This window comes from Pseudomonas sp. Irchel 3E13 (genome assembly GCF_900187455.1).
In the GTDB taxonomy this organism is placed as follows: domain Bacteria; phylum Pseudomonadota; class Gammaproteobacteria; order Pseudomonadales; family Pseudomonadaceae; genus Aquipseudomonas.
Genome location: NZ_FYDX01000001.1, coordinates 104,114 through 125,265 on the forward strand (window position 1 = coordinate 104,114; position 21,152 = coordinate 125,265).

At 64.6% G+C, this 21,152-nt stretch carries 18 protein-coding genes; 11 read left to right on the forward strand and 7 right to left on the reverse strand.

Annotated features, from left to right (window positions below):
- Nucleotides 1-15: 15 nt before the first annotated feature.
- The 3 genes from CKW37_RS00425 to CKW37_RS00435 form a co-directional block, all read right to left on the reverse strand.
- On the reverse strand, nucleotides 16-2,271 hold the full coding sequence (locus tag CKW37_RS00425; protein WP_095153461.1) for a tetratricopeptide repeat protein: 2,256 nt from the start codon (nucleotides 2,269-2,271) through the stop codon (nucleotides 16-18).
- A gap of 71 nt (nucleotides 2,272-2,342) precedes the next feature.
- A complete protein-coding gene (locus CKW37_RS00430; protein WP_095153462.1) occupies nucleotides 2,343-4,028 on the reverse strand; it encodes an arylsulfatase in 1,686 nt (561 codons plus the stop codon).
- Between the two features lie 63 nt (nucleotides 4,029-4,091).
- Nucleotides 4,092-5,414 carry an alginate export family protein gene (locus tag CKW37_RS00435; RefSeq protein WP_256587656.1) on the reverse strand — a complete coding sequence of 441 codons (1,323 nt, stop codon included), beginning with the start codon at nucleotides 5,412-5,414 and terminating at the stop codon, nucleotides 4,092-4,094.
- A gap of 447 nt (nucleotides 5,415-5,861) precedes the next feature.
- Here CKW37_RS00435 and CKW37_RS00440 point away from each other — a divergent pair, with 447 nt between their 5' ends.
- From CKW37_RS00440 to CKW37_RS00460, 5 genes are all read left to right on the forward strand, one after another.
- Nucleotides 5,862-7,169: an MFS transporter gene (locus CKW37_RS00440; RefSeq protein ID WP_095153463.1), complete on the forward strand. Its 1,308-nt coding sequence runs from the start codon at nucleotides 5,862-5,864 to the stop codon at nucleotides 7,167-7,169.
- Between the two features lie 46 nt (nucleotides 7,170-7,215).
- Nucleotides 7,216-7,743, forward strand: a complete 528-nt coding sequence (locus CKW37_RS00445; RefSeq protein ID WP_095153464.1) for a YbhB/YbcL family Raf kinase inhibitor-like protein — start codon at nucleotides 7,216-7,218, stop codon at nucleotides 7,741-7,743.
- Nucleotides 7,744-7,833: 90 nt separating this feature from the next.
- Nucleotides 7,834-8,499, forward strand: coding sequence for a M24 family metallopeptidase (locus tag CKW37_RS00450; protein ID WP_095153465.1), 666 nt, complete (start codon nucleotides 7,834-7,836; stop codon nucleotides 8,497-8,499).
- Between the two features lie 64 nt (nucleotides 8,500-8,563).
- The gene (locus tag CKW37_RS00455) at nucleotides 8,564-8,992 is read left to right on the forward strand and encodes a molybdopterin-binding protein (protein WP_095153466.1); all 429 of its coding nucleotides are present in this window, start codon (nucleotides 8,564-8,566) and stop codon (nucleotides 8,990-8,992) included.
- A 58-nt stretch (nucleotides 8,993-9,050) separates the two neighbouring features.
- Nucleotides 9,051-9,731: a trans-aconitate 2-methyltransferase gene (locus CKW37_RS00460; protein ID WP_095153467.1), complete on the forward strand. Its 681-nt coding sequence runs from the start codon at nucleotides 9,051-9,053 to the stop codon at nucleotides 9,729-9,731.
- Here CKW37_RS00460 and CKW37_RS00465 read toward each other — a convergent pair.
- Genes CKW37_RS00465 through CKW37_RS00475 form a run of 3 tightly spaced genes read right to left on the reverse strand, consistent with a single transcriptional unit; the run spans nucleotide 9,708 to nucleotide 11,314 of the window.
- The gene (locus tag CKW37_RS00465) at nucleotides 9,708-10,271 is read right to left on the reverse strand and encodes a cupin domain-containing protein (RefSeq protein WP_095153468.1); all 564 of its coding nucleotides are present in this window, start codon (nucleotides 10,269-10,271) and stop codon (nucleotides 9,708-9,710) included. The genes CKW37_RS00460 and CKW37_RS00465 overlap by 24 nt on opposite strands.
- Nucleotides 10,272-10,274: 3 nt before the next feature.
- The gene (gene xth, locus CKW37_RS00470; RefSeq protein ID WP_095153469.1) at nucleotides 10,275-11,075 is read right to left on the reverse strand and encodes an exodeoxyribonuclease III; all 801 of its coding nucleotides are present in this window, start codon (nucleotides 11,073-11,075) and stop codon (nucleotides 10,275-10,277) included.
- Nucleotides 11,072-11,314, reverse strand: a complete 243-nt coding sequence (locus CKW37_RS00475) for a hypothetical protein (RefSeq protein ID WP_095153470.1) — start codon at nucleotides 11,312-11,314, stop codon at nucleotides 11,072-11,074. The genes xth and CKW37_RS00475 overlap by 4 nt, the downstream gene beginning before the upstream one ends.
- A gap of 175 nt (nucleotides 11,315-11,489) precedes the next feature.
- Between CKW37_RS00475 and CKW37_RS00480 the strand changes: the two genes are divergently transcribed.
- Nucleotides 11,490-12,050 (forward strand): type 1 glutamine amidotransferase domain-containing protein, encoded by a 561-nt coding sequence (locus CKW37_RS00480; protein WP_095153471.1) that lies wholly within the window; start codon nucleotides 11,490-11,492, stop codon nucleotides 12,048-12,050.
- Between the two features lie 41 nt (nucleotides 12,051-12,091).
- On the opposite strand, the gene CKW37_RS00485 is transcribed toward CKW37_RS00480, so the two are convergent.
- Complete coding sequence (locus CKW37_RS00485; RefSeq protein ID WP_095153472.1) at nucleotides 12,092-12,361, reverse strand: PepSY domain-containing protein; 270 nt, start codon at nucleotides 12,359-12,361, stop codon at nucleotides 12,092-12,094.
- A gap of 138 nt (nucleotides 12,362-12,499) precedes the next feature.
- Between CKW37_RS00485 and CKW37_RS00490 the strand changes: the two genes are divergently transcribed.
- The 5 genes from CKW37_RS00490 to bcsB all read left to right on the forward strand — a co-directional run bounded on the left by CKW37_RS00490 (nucleotide 12,500) and on the right by bcsB (nucleotide 21,152).
- Nucleotides 12,500-12,880 carry a RidA family protein gene (locus CKW37_RS00490; protein ID WP_095153473.1) on the forward strand — a complete coding sequence of 127 codons (381 nt, stop codon included), beginning with the start codon at nucleotides 12,500-12,502 and terminating at the stop codon, nucleotides 12,878-12,880.
- 156 nt (nucleotides 12,881-13,036) lie between these two features.
- Complete coding sequence (locus tag CKW37_RS00495) at nucleotides 13,037-15,028, forward strand: U32 family peptidase (RefSeq protein WP_095153474.1); 1,992 nt, start codon at nucleotides 13,037-13,039, stop codon at nucleotides 15,026-15,028.
- Between the two features lie 450 nt (nucleotides 15,029-15,478).
- Nucleotides 15,479-16,627 (forward strand): cellulose biosynthesis protein BcsQ, encoded by a 1,149-nt coding sequence (bcsQ, locus tag CKW37_RS00500; protein ID WP_095153475.1) that lies wholly within the window; start codon nucleotides 15,479-15,481, stop codon nucleotides 16,625-16,627.
- Nucleotides 16,624-18,849 carry a UDP-forming cellulose synthase catalytic subunit gene (gene bcsA / locus CKW37_RS00505; protein ID WP_095153476.1) on the forward strand — a complete coding sequence of 742 codons (2,226 nt, stop codon included), beginning with the start codon at nucleotides 16,624-16,626 and terminating at the stop codon, nucleotides 18,847-18,849. Before bcsQ ends, bcsA begins: the two co-directional genes overlap by 4 nt.
- Nucleotides 18,846-21,152: a cellulose biosynthesis cyclic di-GMP-binding regulatory protein BcsB gene (gene bcsB / locus CKW37_RS00510; RefSeq protein WP_095153477.1), complete on the forward strand. Its 2,307-nt coding sequence runs from the start codon at nucleotides 18,846-18,848 to the stop codon at nucleotides 21,150-21,152. The genes bcsA and bcsB overlap by 4 nt, the downstream gene beginning before the upstream one ends.

Here is a 21,152-nt window from a genome sequence, read left to right on the forward strand (position 1 = left end):
CGCTGAACCTGCGCTTCAACGACTGCGTGCCTGAATCGCCCGGATCAAGCGCTGACAGCGCGGGTCCGGCGAGCCATCGCAATAACGCAGCGCCTCGTCGGTGCGACCCGCCCGCGCACTGAGGTAAGCCAATCCATAGCGCAAGTCGGCATTGTCCCGGTCCTGCTCCAGCCCTTTCAAAAACGCCGCCCTCGCCTCTTCCGTGCGCCCCATCCGGCTCAGCAGCAAGCCCAGGTTGTACTGGGCCCGCGGGCCGTCGGCGCGTTGTAGCCAGGTGATTGCTTCGTCATTCTTGCCCTGCTGGCCGAGCACAAGACCTAGGGAATAAGCCAGCTCAGGCTGTTGCGGCTGCAGTTCCAGGCCGGTACGCAACAGTTGCTCGGTTTCGGCGACTTGTCCTTGCGCCATCAACAGCCGCGCAAGCCCCGTGCGCGCCGGGACGTAGCGCGAATCCTGCTTCAGCGCCTGACGGTAGTTGTCGATCGCGTCGACGGGACGGTTCAGGCGCTCCTGCAACACAGCGAGATTCAAGCGCGTAGCGGGCAAGTCGGTGTTTTCTCGAAGGCGCTCCAGGTGGTCGTTCAGTTGCGCTTCCAGGCGGTCGGCGACGGGTTGCGCAAGGTCGGCACTGCGTTGGTCGGCCAGACCTCTCGCCGCCTGATCGCGTACTGCGAGGCTCGGGTCCTGTAGCAATGGCAGCAGGTATTTCAGGCGCTGCACCGGCGTTTGCCCTTCCAGGGCGCGGGCCGCTTGCAGGCGCACCTGCGGGCTGTCGTCGCCCAGCGCCGCAAGCAGGCTGTGCTGGAGCGCATCGCCGTAACCCGCGCCCAGTTCGACGGCGCTGGCGCGGACAATCGCCGGTTTGCCGGCGTCTGCGATCAGCTTCGCCAGTTGCGGGATGACACTGGGGTCGTGGCGGCGGGCAGCGGCGAAGGTTTCGCCGTAGTGCGGCTCGCGTTTCGGCTGGCCGAACCAGCCCTCGATGGCGCTGGCCGCCCATGCCGGGCGCTTGTCCTGGTGGCAGGCGGTGCAGGCGTCCGGGGCGCCGGTCGTGCCGTCGAGGTCGGGGCGCGGAATGCGCAAGGCATGGTCGCGACGGGCGTCCACGCCCATGTAGGTGCGGGTCGGCATGTGGCAACTGACGCACTGCGCACCCGGCGTTCCCGGTGAATGGTGGTGGTGCTGCGGGCTGTCGTAGTCCTGCTTGACCAGGCTGGGGAAGCGCGGGTTGCCCGCCGGGTTGTGGCACGCCTTGCACAGGTCGTTGCCTTCGGCGCGCAACGTTGTGGAATGCGGCTCGTGGCAGTTGCTGCAAGTCACACCCTTGGCGAACATCTTGCTCTGGGTGAAGGAGCCATATTCGAAGACTTCGTCGAGGATCTGTCCGTCGGCATGGTAGAGCCCGTCGGACAACACCGCCGGACGCATGGCGTCGAGCAGCGGTTTGCCCGGCTGGCTGCCATTGCCCAGCGGCTGGCGCCGGCTGTGGCAGCGGGCGCACTGCTCGACCAGATAGCCTGGCTCGGCGCGATGGAAGTCCACCGCCAGGCCCATTTGCGCCGGGCTCATGGCGGGCGACGGTTTGTCCGGGTGCTGTTCAGCCCAGTCAAGATGACGCTGGCCAGGGCCATGGCAGCTCTGGCAACCCACCGCCATTTCGCTCCAGGTGGTCTGGAAGGTGTCGCTGGCCGGGTCGTAGCCTTTGCGCAGGTTGCCGGAATGGCAATCAGCGCACATGGCGTTCCAGTTCTGGTAGCGGCCGGTCCAGTGCAGGGCGTCATCCGGGGTGAAACGCTGTCCGGGATGTAGCGAAAACCAGCGTTGCCCGCCTTTGTCGCCGGGCCGGCTGTCCCAGGCGACGGTGAGGCTTTGCAGGCGGCCACCGGGGCGCTCGATCAGGTATTGCTGGAGCGGATCGAAGCCGAAGGTGTAGGCAATGGCGAAATCCCCGGGTTTGCCGTCTTCCCCCTCGGCGTTGACGAAGAAGCGCTCGCCGCGCTTGAAAAACCGCATGCGGATGCCGTCGGCGTCGCTGAAGGTGGTGTCGTTGAAGTCGCCGAGCACGTTGGCGCTGTTGGCCTCGCGCAGCGACCAACTGTGATGGGAGTTGGCCCAGGCGCTGGCTTGGGTTTGGTGACAGGCGGTGCAGCGTACCTGGGCGACGTAGCCGTCGGAGAGGTGTTCACTCGGCGGGCGCGGGTCGGCCGCGCCGAAGGGGGACGCGAGGATCAATAGCAGGGTCAGGCAGTGCAGGTGTGCACGCAAAGGCATTGTTGTTCTCTGTCTTGAGGAGCGCTTTGCTGAGATCGCTGCGGTTCGAGGCCCCGAACCGCAGCGAGGGATCAGTAACCGCTAACGTGGTCCGGCAGGATCACATGGTTCTCCTGCGCATACTGGTCCCAGACCTTTTTCAGTTCCGCCACTTTCCCTGGTTCCTTGGCACTCAGGTCATGCCGCTCGGCCATGTCCGACTGCAGGTTGAACAACTGCCAGTCGCCCGTGCCCCAAGGTTTGGGCATGTGTACCAGTTTCCAGTCGCCCTTGCGCACGAAGCGCTTGCCGAACAGTTCGCCGCCCTGGGTGCGCTTGGCGACTTTCTCGCCTTTGAGCAGCGGGATGATCGAGGTGCCGGTCATGGGCACCACATCGCGCCCCTTGTACTGCCGCCCCGGATGCTTCACCCCCGCCAACTCCAGCAGGGTTGGCGCGAAGTCCTTGACGCTGACCAGTTGATCGAGCTTTTTCCCCTGCGAATCGGCCCCCGGAATGCGGATGATCCCGGCCGTACGCGTGCCACCCTCGGTCGGGAAGCCCTTGAACAGGCTCAGGGTCGGCGCGGACACCCGCGACCAGTTCGGGCCAAGGAAGGTGTAGGAGCCCGGCTTGCCCATGTGGGCGTAGCTGAAGTCGTTGGTCTCGTCGATCACTTTGCGGATCTCCGGGAACTGGTCCGCCGGCCAGGTCTCGTCGAGGTCGTGGCCTTCGGCGCCGTTGTCGGAAATGAAGATCACCACGGTGTTGTCGTACAGACCGTTCTGGCGCAGGTAATCGAAAACGCGACCGGTGTTGGCGTCCATCTGGTCGACCATCGCCGCGTAGATCTCCATCGCCCGCGCCTCACGCTGGCGTTCTTCGGGGCTGAGGCTGGCCCAGGCACGGCCTTTCGGCGAGCGCGCGGCGGGCTCGGCGTCCTGCGGCACCAGGCCGAGCGCTTTCTGCTTGTTCAGCCGGGCTTCGAGCAATGCGTCATAGCCTGCGTCGTAGCGGCCGCGGTATTTGGCGATGGCCGCGTCGGGCGCCTGGAGCGGCCAGTGCGGCGCAGTGAAGGCCAGCATGCCGAAGAACGGCCGGCCGCTGTCTTTGTCGGCGGCGATGTAGCGGATCATCTTGTCGGCGTAGTACTGGCTGGAATAGCTGAAATCAGCGGGCAGTGCGTCCAGGCGCTTGCCGTCCTGGGCGTAAGGCGCCTTCGCGTCCGGGGTCGGCGCATAGGCCGGCTTCATGTCGGGATAGTGGCTGGCACCGCCGCTGAGCAGGCTGAAGGAATGCTCGAAACCGCGCTGGTCAGGGCCGGTCTGTTCAGTCTTGCCCAGGTGCCATTTGCCGGTCAGGTAGGTGTCGTAGCCCGCGTCGCGCAGCAGTGAGGCGATGGTCACCGCGCGGTCGTTGAGGTAACCCTCGTAGCCTTTCTTGCCTTCCTGGTTGGGCGCGGTCTCTTCGGCCATGTTGCCCAGCCCGACCTGATGCGGGTCGGCACCGGTCAGCAGCGCGGCACGGGTCGGCGAACAGGCCGGCATGGCCTGGAAGTTGGTCAGTTGCACGCCCGAGGCGGCCAGGGAATCGAGGTTCGGCGTCTCGATCTCGCTACCGAAACTGCCGAGGTCGGCGTAGCCCATGTCATCGGCGACAACCAGCAGGATGTTGGGGCGCGCGGGGTCGCTGGACGCTGCCTGGACCGAGACGACGGCCAGCGAAGCGGTCATGCCGACGGCTGCGGCAAGCGCCGTGCGGAAAAAGGGAACACGCATCAGGAATGTCCTTTTTTATAATTGGTTTTAGGAAGTGGGAAGACACTCGGGCCGGAAAAGTCATTAAAAGGCGAAGGAAATTACCAACTGGCTGTAGAGATTGAGGTCATCACTGCCCAGTTGCGATCCGCCGTCCTCGGCACTCTTCTTCGGTTTGTACAGGCCGACCAGCGGACTGACGGTGAAATTGCCTATGGTCCAGTCGACGTAGAGGTCGAGTTCCTTGGCATCCAGGTCGCCTTGCGTGCGGTCGAGGGTGTTGAAATCGAAATACAACACGCCCATCGCAACGTCCGGGTGCGGCGTCAGGCCGAGGCTGAACATGTGGATACCGGCGTTGCGCTGGAACGGCCCGGAGTAGTTGGCCGCCACTTCGCCCTGGAACCAGGTGCCGTAGCCGCGACTGAAACCGCTGAACAACGGGTCGTAATCCTCCGAATAGCGACTGTAGCGATAGCCGACCCGTGGCTGCCAGGGCATGCCCGAGAAGGTCCAGCCGGCTTCCGCATACCAGGCGTGTTCGTCGCCCAGGCGTTTGTCTTCGTGGGCGTACTCGAAGGACAGGAACAGGTCCTTGACCCCGGCATTGCCCTGGGCTCGCAGGCTGGTGATTTTCAAGCCGTCGCGCTGGCCGCTGAAGGCGTTGGCCAGTTTGTCCTCGACATCGAGGCCCTTGACGTAGGTCAGGCCCACCGTGCCCTCCGGCGCGACATGCTCGAGCACGGCGACGCCCAGTTCAGGCTTGGCCTTGATTTCGTTGTCGGATTTCAGCCAGATCAGGTCGCCGCGCCAGCCCTGCTGCCCGCCGAGGCGCAGCCAGGCGGTCTTGTCGAACGCGTTGCGCGCGGTGAGGTAATAGGCGCCGCCGCGATTGGCGCTGCCACCGGCGAGGTTGTTGCCGACGCTCAGGCCGTCGCCATTGATGATGAAGCCGTCACCGACCTTCACTTTCTGGCTGCCGACGGAAATATCCACGCCGTCCTTGCCCAGCGCCGGGAACAGATCCCCCGAGCGCCAGCCGGCGTAGGCACGGTCGACGTCGGTGCGACGCTCGGTGCCATCGGTGTAGCCGGCGGCATCGCCCTCGCCCCAGGTGCCGTTGCTGACCAGATTGAACTCGCCGTACAGCGACGAGTTACCCGCTTCCGGGAAACGCGTGGTCCCGCTCAGGCCGTAGCGCAGGAACGCTTCCTGCCAGGCCACCGACCCCGGGTCGATCGGTCCGCCCTGGTTGTAGCTTTCGTCGCTGTGGAAGAAGCCCAGGGCACCCTGGACATTCAACTTCAGTGTGGAATCCGCGGTGGAGTACAGCTCGTAGGCCGACGCGCCGGAAGAAATGGCGCTGAGGGCCGCGGCCAGTAATGAGCCATGGCGAAACCTGTTCACATCAATCCCCTTTGTTTTTATCGTAAGGACTACCGCAAGGTGCGATTCATCTGAATCTTGATCGCTGGGGGATTAACTCATCTGGGTGGACAGGATTCTTGTACCTGGCTGCCGGGGAATTTGCAGGTCCCTGCCACTGAACCTCCCCCCCTGTAGGAGCGAGCTTGCTCGCGATATGCGCTGATGGCCCTTCGCGAGCAAGCTCGCTCCTACAGAGGTGTGGGTGGAATGGTGCGTGGGGGGCTCCAGGCACCTGCGACACTCCGCCGCACCCCTGCCCATCTGTCGGTGACCCCGGCAAACCCATTAGAATCTCGCGCCCTTTTTCGCCTGGTCACTTCGAGCAGCGACAATCCCAACAACGAGCAGCCCCGGTCCGCAACGGTCCGGCTGACGTGCGCGCGCGTACCAAGGGTCTGACCGCTAATCGAAACTCTTGAGGTACGTATGTCTCCGCGTTTGCTGGCGATGGCGCTGGCCCCCCTGCTCGGGCTGTTTATCATGGCCCTGGGTAATGGCTTTCTGTCTTCCCTGACCACCCTGCGCCTGGATGAAGCCGGCGAGTCGGCCACCATGATCGGTGTGGTCTCGTCTGCCTATTTCATCGGCCTGACCCTCGGCGCCGTGTTCAATGACCGGCTGATCCTGCGCATCGGCCATATCCGCGCCTACAGCAGCTTCGCCTCGCTGATCGCCGTGACCATCCTGGCGCAGGGCCTGTTCGTCGACACCTGGGGCTGGATGGTGCTGCGGATGATCAACGGCTGGGCCACGGTCGGCGTGTTCCTGGTGATCGAAAGCTGGCTGTTGATGGCCGGCGACACCAAGGTCCGCGGGCGTCTGCTGGCGCTGTACATGATCGCGTTCTATGGCGCGGGCGTGGTCAGCCAGGCGGCGCTGGGTGAAATTGCCGGCTGGGGTGACCAGGCGCCGTTCATGATGGCCGGCATGCTGGCGGCGCTGTCGGTGCTGCCGATCGTGATCCTGCCGCGGGTGTCGCCGCTGCTGGAGCACGTCGAGCCGCTCAAACCGCGCCAGTTGCTCAGCGTGACCCCGACCGGCCTGGTCGGCTGCTTCGGTTCCGGCCTCGCCATCGCCGCGGTCTACACCTTGCTGCCGCTGTACCTGCAACGCATCGGCCTGGCAGTCGGTGAAGTCGGCACCATGATGGCCTGGGTGATTCTCGGCGCCATGCTGCTGCAGTACCCGGTGGGACGCTGGTCGGACCGCAAGGACCGCCAGGATGTGCTGATCGTGCTCGGCATGCTCTGCACCGTGCTGTCGGTGGTCATCCTGCTGCTGCCGTCCGATTCGGTGCTGCTGCCGGTGATGCTGTTCCTGCTCGGGGGTGGCGTGTTCGCCGTCTACCCGGTGTCGGTCAGCCATGCCGCCGACCGTGCTCCGGTAGAGGCGCTGGTGCCGATGATCCAGGGCATGCTGCTGATCAACTCGCTGGGTTCGGCGATCAGTCCGGTGGCGATTTCGCCGGTGATGAACCGCTACGGCGAGGTCGGTCTGTTCTGGGCCATGGCGGTGATCAACCTGGCGCTGGTGAGCTTCTTCCTGTGGCGCCGCGGCAAGCGCCCGGTGCCGGCCAATCCTGCGCCGTTCGTGCCGTCCGCGACCTTCTCGCCGACCGGTGCCGAACTGCGGGTGACCGACGATTTGCGCCACGCCGCCCAGGAACATCCGCCGGTACCGGAAATGGGCGAATACGCCGGGTCGCCGCCGGTGCCCCGCGCCGGCGTCGAGTAAGCGTCTACACTGCGGTTCCCCGAAGCTCATTCAAAGGTGAACCGCAGTGAAAACACTGATCCCCGCCCTCGCCCTGCTGGCCTTCGCAGGCGCCGCACATGCGGCGCCGCTGTCCATCACCTCCACCTCCTTCACCGATGGTGGCCGGATTGCCCTGGCCCAGGTCGGTCCTGATACCGCCTGCGGCAAGGGCCAGGAGCGCTCGCCGCAGTTGAGCTGGTCGAACCTGCCCGAAGGCACCCGCTCGGTGGCCCTGGTGATGTTCGACCCGGATGGCGCCAAGGGCCTCGGCGTCGTCCACTGGGTGGCCTACAACATCGATGCCAAACGTGGCGAACTGGCCGAAGGCGTCAGCGAAGGCATCACCGTCGGCAAGAACGTCAAGGGCGCCACTGTTTATCGCGGCCCCTGCCCGCCCGCCGGGGACAATCCTCATCATTACGCCCTGACCCTGATCGCCACTGACCTGGCACCCGGCACCCTGCCCGACGGTCTGGACCGGGACGGTTTGCTCAAGGCATTGCAAGGGCACGCACTGGGGGCGCAGAGCCTGGTCGGCTTGTACGGGCACTGAGGCTCACCAAACAAAATGTTGCAAGAGCCATCGCCATATAGAAGTCTATACAGCGAAAACACCCAAGAGCCCTTGAACAGAGAGCCCCCGATGAACACCGCCGTGTACCCCAAGGAAGCCACCGGCGCGAATTACGCGCTGGAATTGATGCAGTACGCCCAGGCCCGCACCTGGGAAGCCGTGGACGCTATCGCCGCGGTCATTCGCCCCGGCATGAGCGAGTCCGAAGCCACCGCCCGCGGCAAGGTGATCCTTGCCGAGCTGGGCATGGAACGCATCTGGCACCCGCTGCTGGTGCGGTTCGGCGCCAATACCCTGAAAGCCTTCAACCAGCGCTCGGACGGCGATCCGGTGCTGGGCGACAACGACATTTTCTTCATCGACATGGGCATCGTCTGGAAAGGCCATGAAGGCGATGCCGGCGCCACCTTCGCCGTGGGCGACGACCCGGAAATGATCGCCTGCGCCGCCGCAGCCAAGACCCTGTACCAGCGGGTCGAAGCACACTGGCGCGGCGAGAACTGCAGCGGCGTCGAACTCTACGACTTCGCCCGCCAGGAAGCCGAAGCCATGGGCTGGACGCTCAACCTCGACATCAAGGGCCATCGCGTCAGCGACTTCCCCCACGCCATCTACCGCGCCGGCGACCTTGGCGACCTGGCCGAGCGGCCGAACCGCGGGCTGTGGATCCTGGAAATCCAGATCGCTCACCCGAGCAAGCCGTACGGGGCGTTTTACGAAGACCTTCTGAGCTGAACCGACCCCGGCTACACTCTCCCTCTTTACGGCCAGGCCGATGCTCACAATCGAGGGAGAGACGATGAAAGTCAGCGCACGCAACGTATTCAAAGGCAAGGTCAGCGAGGTACGCCCCGGCGCCGTCAACAGCGAGGTCATCCTCGAACTGGGCGGCGGCGAGACGCTGGTGGCGGTGGTCACCGTGGAAAGCGTCAAGAGCCTGAACCTGGTGCCCGGCGCCGAAGCCATCGCACTGGTCAAGGCGCCCTGGGTGATGCTGATGACCGATGCCGACGGCATTCGCTTGTCGGCGCGCAACTGCCTGGAAGGCAAGGTCATCAGCGTCACCGATGGCGCGGTCAATGCCGAAGTGGTGCTGGAGTTGACCGGCGGCACCCGGGTCTATTCCATCGTCACCCGCGACGCCGTGCAGGAGCTGGGCCTGGCCAAGGGCGTCAGCGCCACTGCGGTGATCAAGGCTTCCCATGTGATTCTCGGCGTCCCCGCCTGATCCACTGCCCCGGAGCACCTGCCGGTGCTCCACGTCATCCCGCCACGGGAGCCCGCCCATGCCTGACCACAACCCCGAATCCCTGATCCTCTCCAGTTGGCAAACCAACGCCGAACCCTGGATCACCGCCGTGCGCGAAGCGCGGATCGAAAGCCGCCGGCTGGCCACCGACCACGCGATGTTAAGCGCCATCGATGCGCGGCGGCCACGACGTGTTCTCGATCTTGGCTGTGGCGAGGGCTGGCTGTGCCGTGCGTTGCGCGGCTGGGGCATCGCGACCTGGGGTGTGGACGCCACGGCGGGCCTGATCGAAGCCGCCCGGATCAGCGATCCCGAGGGTGACTACGAATGCCTCGACTATGCGGCGTTCAGCCAGCAGACGCCGCACCGTCAGGTCGATCTGATCGCCTGCAATTTCTCGCTGTTCGGCGCCGAGGAACTGCAGCGGTTGCTGGCGGCGTTGCCGGCGTGGCTGGAGCGTCCGGGCCATCTGCTGATCCAGACATTGCACCCCCACGTGGCCTGTGGCGATGAGCCTTATGTCGACGGCTGGCGCGCGGGTTCATGGGCAGGCTTTGACGCGGCGTTCCGTGACCCGGCGCCCTGGTATTTCCGCACGCTGGAAAGCTGGGTGACGCTGCTGCACGCCAGCGGATTGCGCCTCGACGCCATCATCGAACCGCCACACCCGCTTACCGGCAAGCCGGCCTCGCTGCTACTCGCCGCGCGCGCTGCCTGAGGCTTTCCAGGCCACCATCAGCGGACCGTCCCGGCCGGCTACCGGGTCGGCCAGCGGCAGCGCAACACGGGCGATGCGTGCTTTCGAATCGGCATGGCTGGCGCTGCCGGGGCGCTGGATATCGTAGTCTTCCTGTCCGCGCGGATACGCCCCCACCACCAGGAAATCCCGGCTGCTTTCGACACAGCGGTGGCCGGTTCCGGCCGGCAACACCAGGACATCGCCGACGGCAATGCTCAGGGTCTGCCCGGACTGCCCGCCCAAGGTCACCCGCGCCTCGCCACGAACCACGGCCAGCGCTTCATGGGCGGTGGAATGGTAGTGGTGATAGTCGAAAATGCCGGCACGCCACAGCGGCGTCCACTGGTTGCGGTTGAACAGCGCCTCGAACGCCGCCGCCATGTCGCTGCCGGGCTTGGACCGCAGGTGATAGCGAATGACCGGCAACGGGCTGTTGGGCGTGGCCCCGTCATCGTGGAAGTGCAACTGCCGCATGGTCTCGGCAACGTGTTGTAGATCGACGAAAAGCGCGTCGTTCATCAGTCAGTCCTCTCGGGCCTTGCGCTTGCGCGGGCCCAGTTCGATCCAGGCTGGAGCGTGGTCGCTGGCCTTGGTTTCATTGCGCACCCAGGCATCGACGCCGCCGTTTTTCAGGTACGGGGCCAAGGCCGGGTTGAGCAGCAGGTGGTCGATGCGCAGGCCGGAGTTTTTCGGCCAGTGCTCGCGGAAATAGTCCCAGAAGGTGTACAGGCGTTGGTCCGGATACAGGTGGCGCAGCGCGTCGGTCCAGCCCTGGTCGAGCAGGCGCTGGTAGCAAGCGCGGCTTTCCGGCTGCAGCAGCGCGTCCTTGAGCCAGGAGCGCGGGTTATAGATGTCGAAATCAGTGGGCACCACGTTGTAGTCGCCGGCCAGTACCACCGGATGGTCGCTGTCCAGCAGCACCTGGGCGTGTTCGATCAGGCGTTCGAACCAGGCCAGTTTGTAGTCGAACTTGGGGCCGGGTTGCGGATTGCCATTGGGCAGGTACAGGCACGCCACCACCACACCGTGGGCCGCGGCCTCCAGGTAGCGGCTCTGGCCGTCGTCTTCCATACCGGGCAGGCCGCGGCGGATTTCCAGCGGCTCGGCATCGCGAGCCAGGATCGCCACGCCATTCCAGGCCGCCTGGCCGTGATAGAGGCTGCCGTAGCCGGCGTCGGCAAGTTGCTCGCTGGGAAAGTCCTGCGCTTTCAATTCCTGCAGGCAGGCGATGTCCGGCTGTTCGCGCTCCAGCCAGGCCAGCAGGTTGGGCAGGCGGGCGCGGATGCCGTTGATGTTGAAGGTGGCAATCTTCAGCGCCTTCATGCGTCGGGGTCCGCGACACGGCTGTCCACCGCGTCTTCCAGCGCGCGGGCGTGGCCGCCCTCGGCAAGGGCTTTCAGCGCCTGGCATTCGTCCCGATCCACCACGCCGCTGGCCAGCAACTCATCGGCGCCGCGCAACAGGCTGGCGTGCCAGGCATCCGGCGAGTCGAGGCGGTAACCGTCGTCCGTCAGCATCGCGTGCCAGGCGTTGAGTTCGGGGCGTTGCGCGGTGTCGTTCATGGCCGTGAATCCTGTGGGTGCCTTTTAGTTCTGAGCGCCGCCGCGCCTAGGACGTTCAATCCGCTGCTCGCGGATCGCTGCCCGCTGAAAAAACCAAACTTTTCTGCGGAGCCATGCCTCAACAGTAAGGCGGCGCGATCCGCCGTCTCACCGACTTCGCAGAGGACTGTCATTCATGAGTCACGCATTGCAAGGCAAGAAGATTCTGGTCATCACCTCGAACACCGGCATCGAGCGCGATGAACTGCTCAAACCACTGGAGGCCTTGCGCGCCGAAGGCGCAACCCTGGTCCACGGGTCGATCAAGGGCGGGAGCGTGCAGACCTTTCTCCACGACACCGAGAAAGACCGCACCGTCGAATCCGACACGCGGCTGGAAGGCCTGGACAGCAAGGATTTCGCGGCGCTGGTGATTCCAGGCGGCACGGTGAATGCCGATACCCTGCGCCAGGACCGCGATGCCCGGCGCCTGATCAAGGAATTCGTCGGCGCCAACAAGGTGGTTGCGGCAATCTGCCATGGCCCATGGGCGCTGATCGACGCCGGCGTCGCCCGTGGCAAGACGCTGACGTCCTACCCCAGCGTCAGCATCGACCTGAAGAATGCCGGAGCGGAATGGGTGGATGCCGAGGTGAAACACTGCACGGCCAATGGCTGGACCCTGATTACCTCGCGCAAGCCGGATGACTTGCCGGCGTTCAATCAGGCGATTGTCGAAGCGTTGCGGGCGGGTTGAGGTTTCGGGGCCGCCTGGCGGCCCCGGATACAGCGGCGGGATCAGTGATCCATTTCATCCTTCACGATCTTGCCGGTGTGCGGATCGACCTTGAATTCATATTTCATACCGTCGGCCTTGGTGCCCTCGCCTTCCCAATGGCCATCGTCGGCCTCGATCTTGGTGATCTGCGTGTAGCCGGCGGCCTTGAGGGTCGCGGAGGCCTGTTCCTGGGTGACTTTCCAGTCGGCACCCGGCTGGTCCGCCCAGGCCGGGGCCGCGAGCGCACCCACCAAGGCCAGGCCAGCGAACATCGAGGTGATAGGTTTCATTGCACTTCTCCTTGTTTTGCATGAAAGGTCCTGATTGGGACTGGTCCCCGGCGCCGAGGGTTCAAACGAATTCGCCGCAAGCCGGCTCGCGGCTTACACTGTGCGGCCTGTTTTACTCAGTCATCGCAAGAGATCCCCATGGCCAATCAAGACATCACCTACATCCCCGACCCGGATGCGGACTCCATTTCCTCCGACGTAGCCGGTTTCGGCGGCATTCTGGTGTCCACCCAGATCCCGACCCGCGCCGACGGCAGCCTGGAACTGGGCGACATCACCGCCCAGAGCGAATGCACCCTGCAGGCGCTGAAAGTGGCCCTGGAAAAAGCCGGCAGCGGCATGGACCGCGTGCTGCATCTGACCATCTACCTGACCGACATGGCCGACCGCCCGGCGTTCAACGAGGTCTATCAGCGGTTCTTCAGCAAGCCGTGGCCGGTACGCGCAGCGGTGGGCGTGTCCGAGCTGGCAGTGGAAGGCATGCGGGTGGAAGTCACGGCGATGGCGGCCAAGGGCTGATTGCTCAGGTAAATGGCCTCATCACAGCGATGAGGCCGGACCCGCCAACACGGTTGTCACTGCCCCGCAAAAACCACCGGGCAGCATTCGGGTGCCGGTCAGGCATTTCGCCGCTACAATGCGCGCCTTGACCGTGTTGAAGCCTAGAAAAACATCATGTCCCTGCCCAAACATCACCTGGAATTGCTCAGCCCTGCCCGCGATGTCGCCATCGCCCGCGAGGCCATCCTGCATGGCGCCGATGCCGTGTACATCGGCGGCCCGAGCTTCGGCGCACGGCACAACGCCTGCAACGAGGTCAGCGAAATCGCCGAACTGGTGGAATTCGCCCGGCGCTACCATGCGCGGATCTTCACCACCATCAACACCATCCTTCACGACAACGAGCTGGAACCTGCACGCAAGCTGATCCATCAGCTCTACGATGCCGGTGTCGATGCGCTGATCGTCCAGGACCTCGGCGTGATGGAGCTGGACATTCCGCCCATCGAGCTGCACGCCAGTACCCAGACCGACATCCGCACCCTCGGCCGCGCCAAGTTCCTCGACCAGGCGGGCTTCTCGCAACTGGTGCTGGCCCGCGAGCTGAACCTGCAGGAAATCCGTGCCATCGCCGACGAAACCGACGCGGCGATCGAGTTCTTCATCCACGGCGCGCTGTGCGTGGCCTTCTCCGGCCAGTGCAACATTTCCCACGCCCAGACCGGACGCAGCGCCAACCGCGGCGACTGCTCCCAGGCGTGCCGCCTGCCGTACACCCTCAAGGATGAAAAAGGCGGCGTGATCGCCTACGAAAAACACCTGTTGTCGATGAAAGACAACAACCAGAGCGCCAACCTGCGCGACCTGGTGGACGCTGGCGTGCGCTCGTTCAAGATCGAGGGCCGCTACAAGGACATGGGCTATGTGAAAAACATCACCGCCTGGTACCGCCAGCGCCTGGATGACATCCTCGAAGACCGCCCGGACCTCGCCCGCGCCTCCAGCGGCCGCACCGCGCATTTCTTCGTCCCGGACCCGGACAAGACCTTCCACCGCGGCAGCACCGACTATTTCGTCAGCGAGCGCAAGATCGACATCGGCGCCTTCGACTCGCCGACTTTCACCGGCCTGCTGGTGGGTACGGTGGACAAGGTCGGCAAGCGCGACATGCAGGTCGTCACCCATGACCCGCTGTCCAACGGAGACGGCCTCAATGTCCTGGTCAAGCGTGAAGTGGTGGGTTTCCGCGCCAACATCGCCGAGCTCAAGGGCGAGTTCGAGGAAGACGGCGAGAAGCGCTACCGCTACCGCGTCGAGCCGAATGAAATGCCGGAAGGCCTGTTCAAGCTGCGGCCGAACCACCCGCTGAGTCGCAACCTCGACCACAACTGGCAACAGGCTTTGCAGAAGACCTCGGCCGAGCGCCGTATCGGCCTGTCGTGGGTCGCGCGCCTGCGCGAAGACCGCCTGCAACTGACCGCCATCAGCGAAGAAGGCGTTGCCGCCAGTGCCAACCTGGACGGTCCGTTCGGCGAAGCCAACAAGCCGCAACAGGCACTGGACCAACTGCACGACCTGCTCGGCCAGTTGGGCACCACCCAGTACCACGCCGACTCCATCGAACTGGACGCGCCACAGGCGTTCTTCATCCCCAACTCGCAGCTCAAGGCCCTGCGCCGCGAGGTCATCGAATCGCTGACCACCGCCCGCGTCGCCGCCCATCCACGCGGTGGCCGCAAGGCCGAGACCACGCCGCCGCCGGTGTACCCCGAGGCGCACCTGTCGTTCCTGGCCAACGTCTACAACCAGAAGGCCCGTGATTTCTATCACCGTCATGGGGTCAAGCTGATTGACGCGGCGTACGAGGCGCACGAGGAAACAGGCGAAGTGCCGGTGATGATCACCAAACACTGCCTGCGCTTCTCCTTCAACCTGTGCCCCAAACAGGCCAAAGGCGTGACCGGCGTGCGCACCAAGGTGGCACCGATGCAACTGGTGCATGGCGATGAAGTGCTGACCCTGAAATTCGACTGCAAACCCTGCGAAATGCATGTGGTGGGCAAAATGAAGGGCCATATCCTCGACCTGCCGCAGCCCGGCAGCGCCATCGTCGGCCATATCAGCGCCGAAGACCTGCTCAAGACCATTCCTCGCGCGCCTCACTGAGGCCAGGGCTGGCATCGATGTTGCCTGCCTTGAATAATCCGTGAGCATTTCGGGACTGCGCCGCAGTCCCGAAAATCCCCCGCTTTCTCCTCTCCAGCCGACCACCGGCCGGTAGCGCTTTGCGCAACTTGTAGGAATTATTGATATTATCTGTAAGTCTTTTCGTACGCAGATCAGGGTTCCCCGCAGAAAAATCTGTCAGGCTAACCCTTAATTTCCATTCAACTTTATGGAATGCGGGCCGATGGAGAGATGAAAGGCCGGTCTAGAGCCATCACTGCGAATGCCAAGAATATGGCGCTTATTTTTCTGTCACGCCGACAACCGAAACGGCACGCAGCAAATAAACAAAATATTGACACAATCATTTTGATATCACACCCTTACCCACTTGGAAGATCCGAACCTGCCCTTCTGTAGTCCAGATAGCCGTAGGCTGGAAGTACATATATGAGTCAAGCAGACGATATTGGAAACCTGTTCCACCGCTTTGGGGCAAGTGCTGACAGCTACAAAGAAATCAACACCGAATTCGAATTCCTCGAACCGCTGCCGGTCGCTGTCGTCCCTGCGCCACCACCGACTGCCGCGCCTGCGCCGGCCAAGCCGGTGGCGATGAGCCTGGTCGAAACCAAGCGTCCGCCCGTCCTCGCCGCTCTGCCGGCGCCTGTGCTGACGGCACCCTCGGTAGACAGTAACGAAGACCTCTCGCCTGGCACTTCCCTGCGTGACCGCCTGGCCGTCGTGGCCCGTGATCGCCGCGCCGCCGCCGAGGAAAACAACCGCCGCGCCCTCGATAACGCCCTGCGCGCCCAGCCGCCACAGCGGCCCAAAGCCCATGTCATCGTCGTGATGTCCGCCAAGGGCGGCGTCGGCAAGACCACCACCGCGGCGTCCCTGGGCAAACTGCTCAAGCGCACCACCGGTCGCACCCTGGTGCTCGACCTGGACCCGCAGAATGCCCTGCTCAGCCACTTCAACCTGCCCCGCTCCACGCCCGGTATCAATCAGGCGCGGCTGCAGGACGCCGGCTGGGATGGCATCCGCACCCTGACCGAAAACGGCATCGAATGCCTGCCTTTCGGCCCGAGCAACGCCGCCGATGTGCGCGCCTTCGACGCGCAACTGGCGGCCAATCCCGCGTGGTTGATGCAACACCTGGCCACTCTCGAACTGGGCGCCGACGACCTGCTGGTCATTGACACTGCGACCGGCGCCACGCCGTGGTTGCACCAAGTGCTTGGCGTTGCCAATCAGGTGATTGCCCTGACGCTCGCCGACGCCGCGTCCTATCGGGTGCTGGACAAACTGCAAGCCTGGCTGGCGCCGCTGCGCCCTGGCACCTGCGCCTTCCTCGTCAATCAGGTGGATGCCCAGCGTCCGCTGAGCCTGGACATGGCCGAAGTGCTGCGTCAGCAACTGGGCGACCGCTGGCTGGCCGCCCTGCCGCTGGACCACCAGCTCGACGAGGCCCTGGCCTACGAGTACGACCCCCTGCAACAACCGCTCGACAGTCCTGCCTGCCAGGTGCTGCGCGCGGTTGCCCATGATCTGGCTCAACGAATCGAGCAGTACCGCGAAGAAACCAGCGCCTCATGACCGCCCAACTCACCCCGACGCCGCTCTTGCCGACGTCCAGGAGGGCGCGGGCGATAGCCTGGTTTGCCCGCCTCGAACAGTTGCCGCACAGCCTCAAGCTCGGTCTGAAGATCGGCGCGGCCGTGCTGGGGTTGTTTCTGCTGGTGGCCGTGATCACCGCGCCACTCGACCTCGAACGGCAGTTCGCCTTCGCCGGCCTGTGCCTGGCGCTGCTGCTGATCCTGCGCAAAGTGCCAGGGCGCATGGCCGTGATGGCGATGATCACGCTGTCGCTGATTGCCACGTTGCGTTACGTCTATTGGCGCCTGGCCGACACCCTCGGGTTCGACAACTGGCTGGACATGTTCTTCGGCTACGGCCTGGTGGCCGCCGAGACTTACGCGCTGATCATCCTCGCCTTCGGTTACATGCAGACCGCCTGGCCGCTCAAGCGCAAGCCGATGATCCTCACCACGCCGCCGGAAGAATGGCCGGTGGTGGACGTGTTCGTGCCGACGTACAACGAAGAGCTGAGCATCGTCAAACTCACCGTGCTGGCCGCCCAGGCGATGGACTGGCCGCGGGACAAACTGCGTATCCATGTGCTCGATGACGGCCGCCGCGACGAGTTTCGCGAGTTCTCCCGGCAGATCGGGGTCAACTACATCATTCGTGACAACAACCGTCACGCCAAGGCCGGCAACCTCAACGAGGCGCTGAAAGTCACCGATGGCGAATTCATCGCGATCTTCGACGCTGACCACGTGCCGACCCGCTCCTTCCTGCAAGTGACCATGGGCTGGTTCCTCAAGGACCCGAAGCTGTCGCTGTTGCAAACGCCGCACTTCTTCTTTTCGCCCGACCCGTTCGAGAAGAACCTCGACACCTTCCGCTCGGTGCCCAACGAGGGCGAGCTGTTCTACGGCCTGGTGCAGGACGGCAACGACCTGTGGAACGCCACTTTCTTCTGCGGTTCCTGCGCGGTGATCCGCCGTACCCACCTGCTGGAAGTCGGCGGCGTGGCGGTGGAAACCGTGACCGAGGACGCCCACACCGCCCTCAAGCTCAACCGCAAGGGCTACAACACCGCCTACCTGGCCATTCCCCAGGCCGCGGGGCTGGCCACCGAAAGCCTGTCGCGGCATATCAACCAGCGGATCCGCTGGGCGCGGGGCATGGCGCAGATCTTCCGCACCGATAACCCGTTCTTCGGCAAAGGCCTGAACTTCGGCCAACGGGTCTGCTACGTCAACGCCATGCTGCACTTCTTCTACGGCCTGCCGCGACTGGTGTTCCTCACGGCGCCGCTGGCCTACCTGATCTTCGGCGCACAGATCTTCCACGCCTCGGCCATGATGATCACCGCCTACGTGCTGCCGCATATTTTCCACGCCAGCCTGACCAACTCGCGGATCCAGGGGCGTTTCCGTCACTCGTTCTGGAACGAGGTGTACGAGTCGGTACTGGCCTGGTACATCATGCGCCCGGTGCTGGTCGCGCTGATCAACCCGAAGATCGGTGGCTTCAACGTCACCGACAAGGGCGGGATCATCGAGAAGGACTACTTCGACTGGAAGCTGGCCCGGCCCTACATCGTGCTCCTGGCGCTGAACCTGATCGGTATCGTCTGCGGCATCGTGCAGTTGCTGATCGGCGACCCCAACGCGGCGATCACCATCGTCATCAACCTCGGCTGGACGCTCTACAACGTCATCATGACCAGCGCCGCCGTGGCGGTGGCCAGTGAAAGCCGTCAAGTGCGCACCGAGCCGCGGGTGCATGCCGAGCTGCCGGTGCGCCTGAGCCTGCCGGACGGCCGCGAGATCGACTGCCACACCCTCGACTTCTCGCAGAGCGGCGTGGGCGTGAAGCTGCCGCCGGACGTCAGCCTGAACAAAGACATGGAACTGAACGTCACCCTGCACCGCCAGGGCCAGGCCTGCGTACTGCCGGCCCGGGTGATGTTCGCCCGCGGCAACATGGCCGGCATGCGCTTTCGCGAGCTGACCCTGCGCCAACAGAGCGACATGGTCCGCCTGACGTTCTCCCGCGCCGACACCTGGGCCTCGACCTGGGGCAGCGCCAACGTCGACACCCCGCTGGGCGCCTTGCGCGACGTCAGCAAGGTCGGCCTGCGCGGCATGTCCGACCTGGCCAAGGCCACCCTGGCCGCGCTGCGCCACCGTCGCTACTTCCGCAAGACCGACACCCCGAACATCGAACCTGCACTGGAAACACAATGACTGTCACGGCTCTCACCGGCGAAAAAGTGAATCCGCTGCGCCGTCCGCGCACCCTGCTGGCCTGCGCGCTGCTATTGAGCGGTCTGGGGCAGGCAGCCGTCGCCGAAGACACCGCGCAGGTGCCCGCCAGCCCGGAGGCCACTGCCCTCCCCGCCAGTGACGCGCCAGGCTACCGCCTCAGCTTCAAGGAGCTGGGCAAGGACTACACCATGAGCCTGCGCGGCATCGAGTCGAGCGACACGATCAACTTCGATATGCGCGCGGACGAAGTGGTGACCGGCGCCCAACTGACGCTGCAGTACACCTATTCGCCGGCCCTGCTCAGCGACCTGTCGCAGATCAACATCATGGTCAACGACGAGGTGGCCGCCAGCCTGCCGCTGCCCAAGGAAAACGCCGGCACGGTGCAGAAGCACACCATCGAAATCCCGCCGTACCTGATCACCGAATTCAACCGCCTGAGCGTGCAGTTGATCGGCCACTACACCATGCAGTGCGAAGACCCGCTGCATTCCAGCCTGTGGGCCAAGGTTAGCAGCGACAGCCAGTTGAACATTCAGGTGTCCCAGGTCGAGCTACCCAACGACCTCGCCGGTCTGCCCCTGCCGCTGTTCGACCGCCGTGACCGCCGTGCCCTGGCAATGCCGTTCGTATTTGCGGCGGCGCCGGACACCACCACTCTGGAAGCCGCCGGCGCGGTTTCTTCGTGGCTGGGCGCGCTGGCCAGCTACCGTGGCGCGCGCTTCGCCAGCCAGGTGCAGGGCCTACCGGCCAAGGGCAACGGCATCGTCCTGGTCAACAGCGCCGAGGCCAGTCACCTCGACGGTCTCGACCTGCCAGCCGTGCAGGGCCCGACCCTGTCGCTGGTGAGCAACCCCAACGACCCGTACGGCAAACTGCTGGTGATCGCCGGCCGCGACAGCGACGAAATCAAACGCGCCGCCACCGCGTTGGTGGTGGGCAGCCGCAGCCTGTCCGGGCAGAGCGTGCAGATCGACGCCGTCGACATCCTCGTCCCACGCCAGCCCTACGACGCACCGAACTGGCTGCCCACCGATCGCCCGGTGCGCCTGGGCGAATTGCTCGAACCGCGCCAGCTCAACGTTTCCGGCTATGCCCCGGCGATGATTACCGTGCCGATGCGCCTGCCGCCGGACCTGTTCAACTGGCGTGAAGACGGCGCCCGGCTGAACCTCAAGTACCGCTACACGCCACAGCAGACCTCGACCAACTCGTCTTTGATGGTGGCCTTCAACGACCAGTTCATCCGCTCGATGAACCTGCCGTCGGTCCAGAGCATGGGTGCCGGCGAGAAGCTGCTGGCGGCGCTGAAGACCGACGACAGCCTGGTCCGCGAAGCCAGCATGCTGCTGCCGCTGGACTCGGTGGCGCTGCAATCGCGCCTGCAGTTCCGCTTCATGTACGACTACATCAAGCAGGGCGAATGCAACGACATCATCATCGACAACATGCGTGGCGCGATCGACCCGGAATCCACGGTCGACCTGAGCGGCTATGACCATTTCATGGCGATGCCCAACCTCGGCGTGTTCAAGGACAGTGGCTTCCCCTTCACGCGCCTGGCCGACCTGTCGCAGACCGCGGTGATCCTCCCGGACAACGCCGGCCCCGCCGACTGGGACGCCTACCTGACGGTACTCGGTCGCTTCGGCGATTCCACCGGCTACCCGGCCACCGCCGTCAGCGTGGGCCAGGCCGACGAGGTCGCGCAGTTCGCCGACAAGGACCTGCTGGTGCTGTCGTCCGGCAACAACCAGCCGTTGCTCAAGGAATGGGCCGACTACCTGCCAAGCCGTAGCGAGGATGCCAAGCGCTATGTGGAGTTCTCCGACCTGCCGCTGCGCCTGCGCGAATGGATCAGCCCGGACCCGGTCGCCAACCAGCGCAAGGCCCGCGGTGCGCTGACCTTCAGCGGCGAAAGCGGCAGCTCGTATGTCAGCGGTTTCGAATCGCCACTCCAGCGCGGTCGCAGCGTGGTCCTGCTGTCCAGCCCGCAGACCCAGCGTCTGGCGGAAATCACCGACGCGCTGATCGGCGGTGAACATTACACCCAGTCGCTGCAAGGCAGCCTCGCGGTGATCAAGGGCAAGCACATCCAGTCGCTGGTGGCGGACGAGTCCTACTACGTCGGCCATCTCGGCCCGTTCAAATACGTCCAGTGGGTGTTATCACGGCACGTCTTCATGCTGCTGGGACTGACCGTGCTGGGCGTGGCCCTGGTCAGTTGCGCAGCCTACTTTTCGCTGCGGGCGATCGCCCGACGCCGGCTCAAGGACGAGTAA

Bases quoted from the DNA above. Each gene is read 5' to 3' on its own strand.
- CKW37_RS00485 (WP_095153472.1), bottom strand. From the start codon at position 12,361: ATGAAACCTATCACCTCGATGTTCGCTGGCCTGGCCTTGGTGGGTGCG.
- CKW37_RS00490 (WP_095153473.1), top strand. From the start codon at position 12,500: ATGGCCAATCAAGACATCACCTACATCCCCGACCCGGATGCGGACTCC.
- CKW37_RS00425 (WP_095153461.1), bottom strand. From the start codon at position 2,271: ATGCCTTTGCGTGCACACCTGCACTGCCTGACCCTGCTATTGATCCTC.
- bcsA (WP_095153476.1), top strand. From the start codon at position 16,624: ATGACCGCCCAACTCACCCCGACGCCGCTCTTGCCGACGTCCAGGAGG.
- CKW37_RS00495 (WP_095153474.1), top strand. From the start codon at position 13,037: ATGTCCCTGCCCAAACATCACCTGGAATTGCTCAGCCCTGCCCGCGAT.
- CKW37_RS00450 (WP_095153465.1), top strand. From the start codon at position 7,834: ATGAACACCGCCGTGTACCCCAAGGAAGCCACCGGCGCGAATTACGCG.
- CKW37_RS00465 (WP_095153468.1), bottom strand. From the start codon at position 10,271: ATGAACGACGCGCTTTTCGTCGATCTACAACACGTTGCCGAGACCATG.
- xth (WP_095153469.1), bottom strand. From the start codon at position 11,075: ATGAAGGCGCTGAAGATTGCCACCTTCAACATCAACGGCATCCGCGCC.
- CKW37_RS00475 (WP_095153470.1), bottom strand. From the start codon at position 11,314: ATGAACGACACCGCGCAACGCCCCGAACTCAACGCCTGGCACGCGATG.
- CKW37_RS00460 (WP_095153467.1), top strand. From the start codon at position 9,051: ATGCCTGACCACAACCCCGAATCCCTGATCCTCTCCAGTTGGCAAACC.
- CKW37_RS00480 (WP_095153471.1), top strand. From the start codon at position 11,490: ATGAGTCACGCATTGCAAGGCAAGAAGATTCTGGTCATCACCTCGAAC.
- bcsB (WP_095153477.1), top strand. From the start codon at position 18,846: ATGACTGTCACGGCTCTCACCGGCGAAAAAGTGAATCCGCTGCGCCGT.
- CKW37_RS00440 (WP_095153463.1), top strand. From the start codon at position 5,862: ATGTCTCCGCGTTTGCTGGCGATGGCGCTGGCCCCCCTGCTCGGGCTG.
- CKW37_RS00455 (WP_095153466.1), top strand. From the start codon at position 8,564: ATGAAAGTCAGCGCACGCAACGTATTCAAAGGCAAGGTCAGCGAGGTA.
- CKW37_RS00430 (WP_095153462.1), bottom strand. From the start codon at position 4,028: ATGCGTGTTCCCTTTTTCCGCACGGCGCTTGCCGCAGCCGTCGGCATG.
- bcsQ (WP_095153475.1), top strand. From the start codon at position 15,479: ATGAGTCAAGCAGACGATATTGGAAACCTGTTCCACCGCTTTGGGGCA.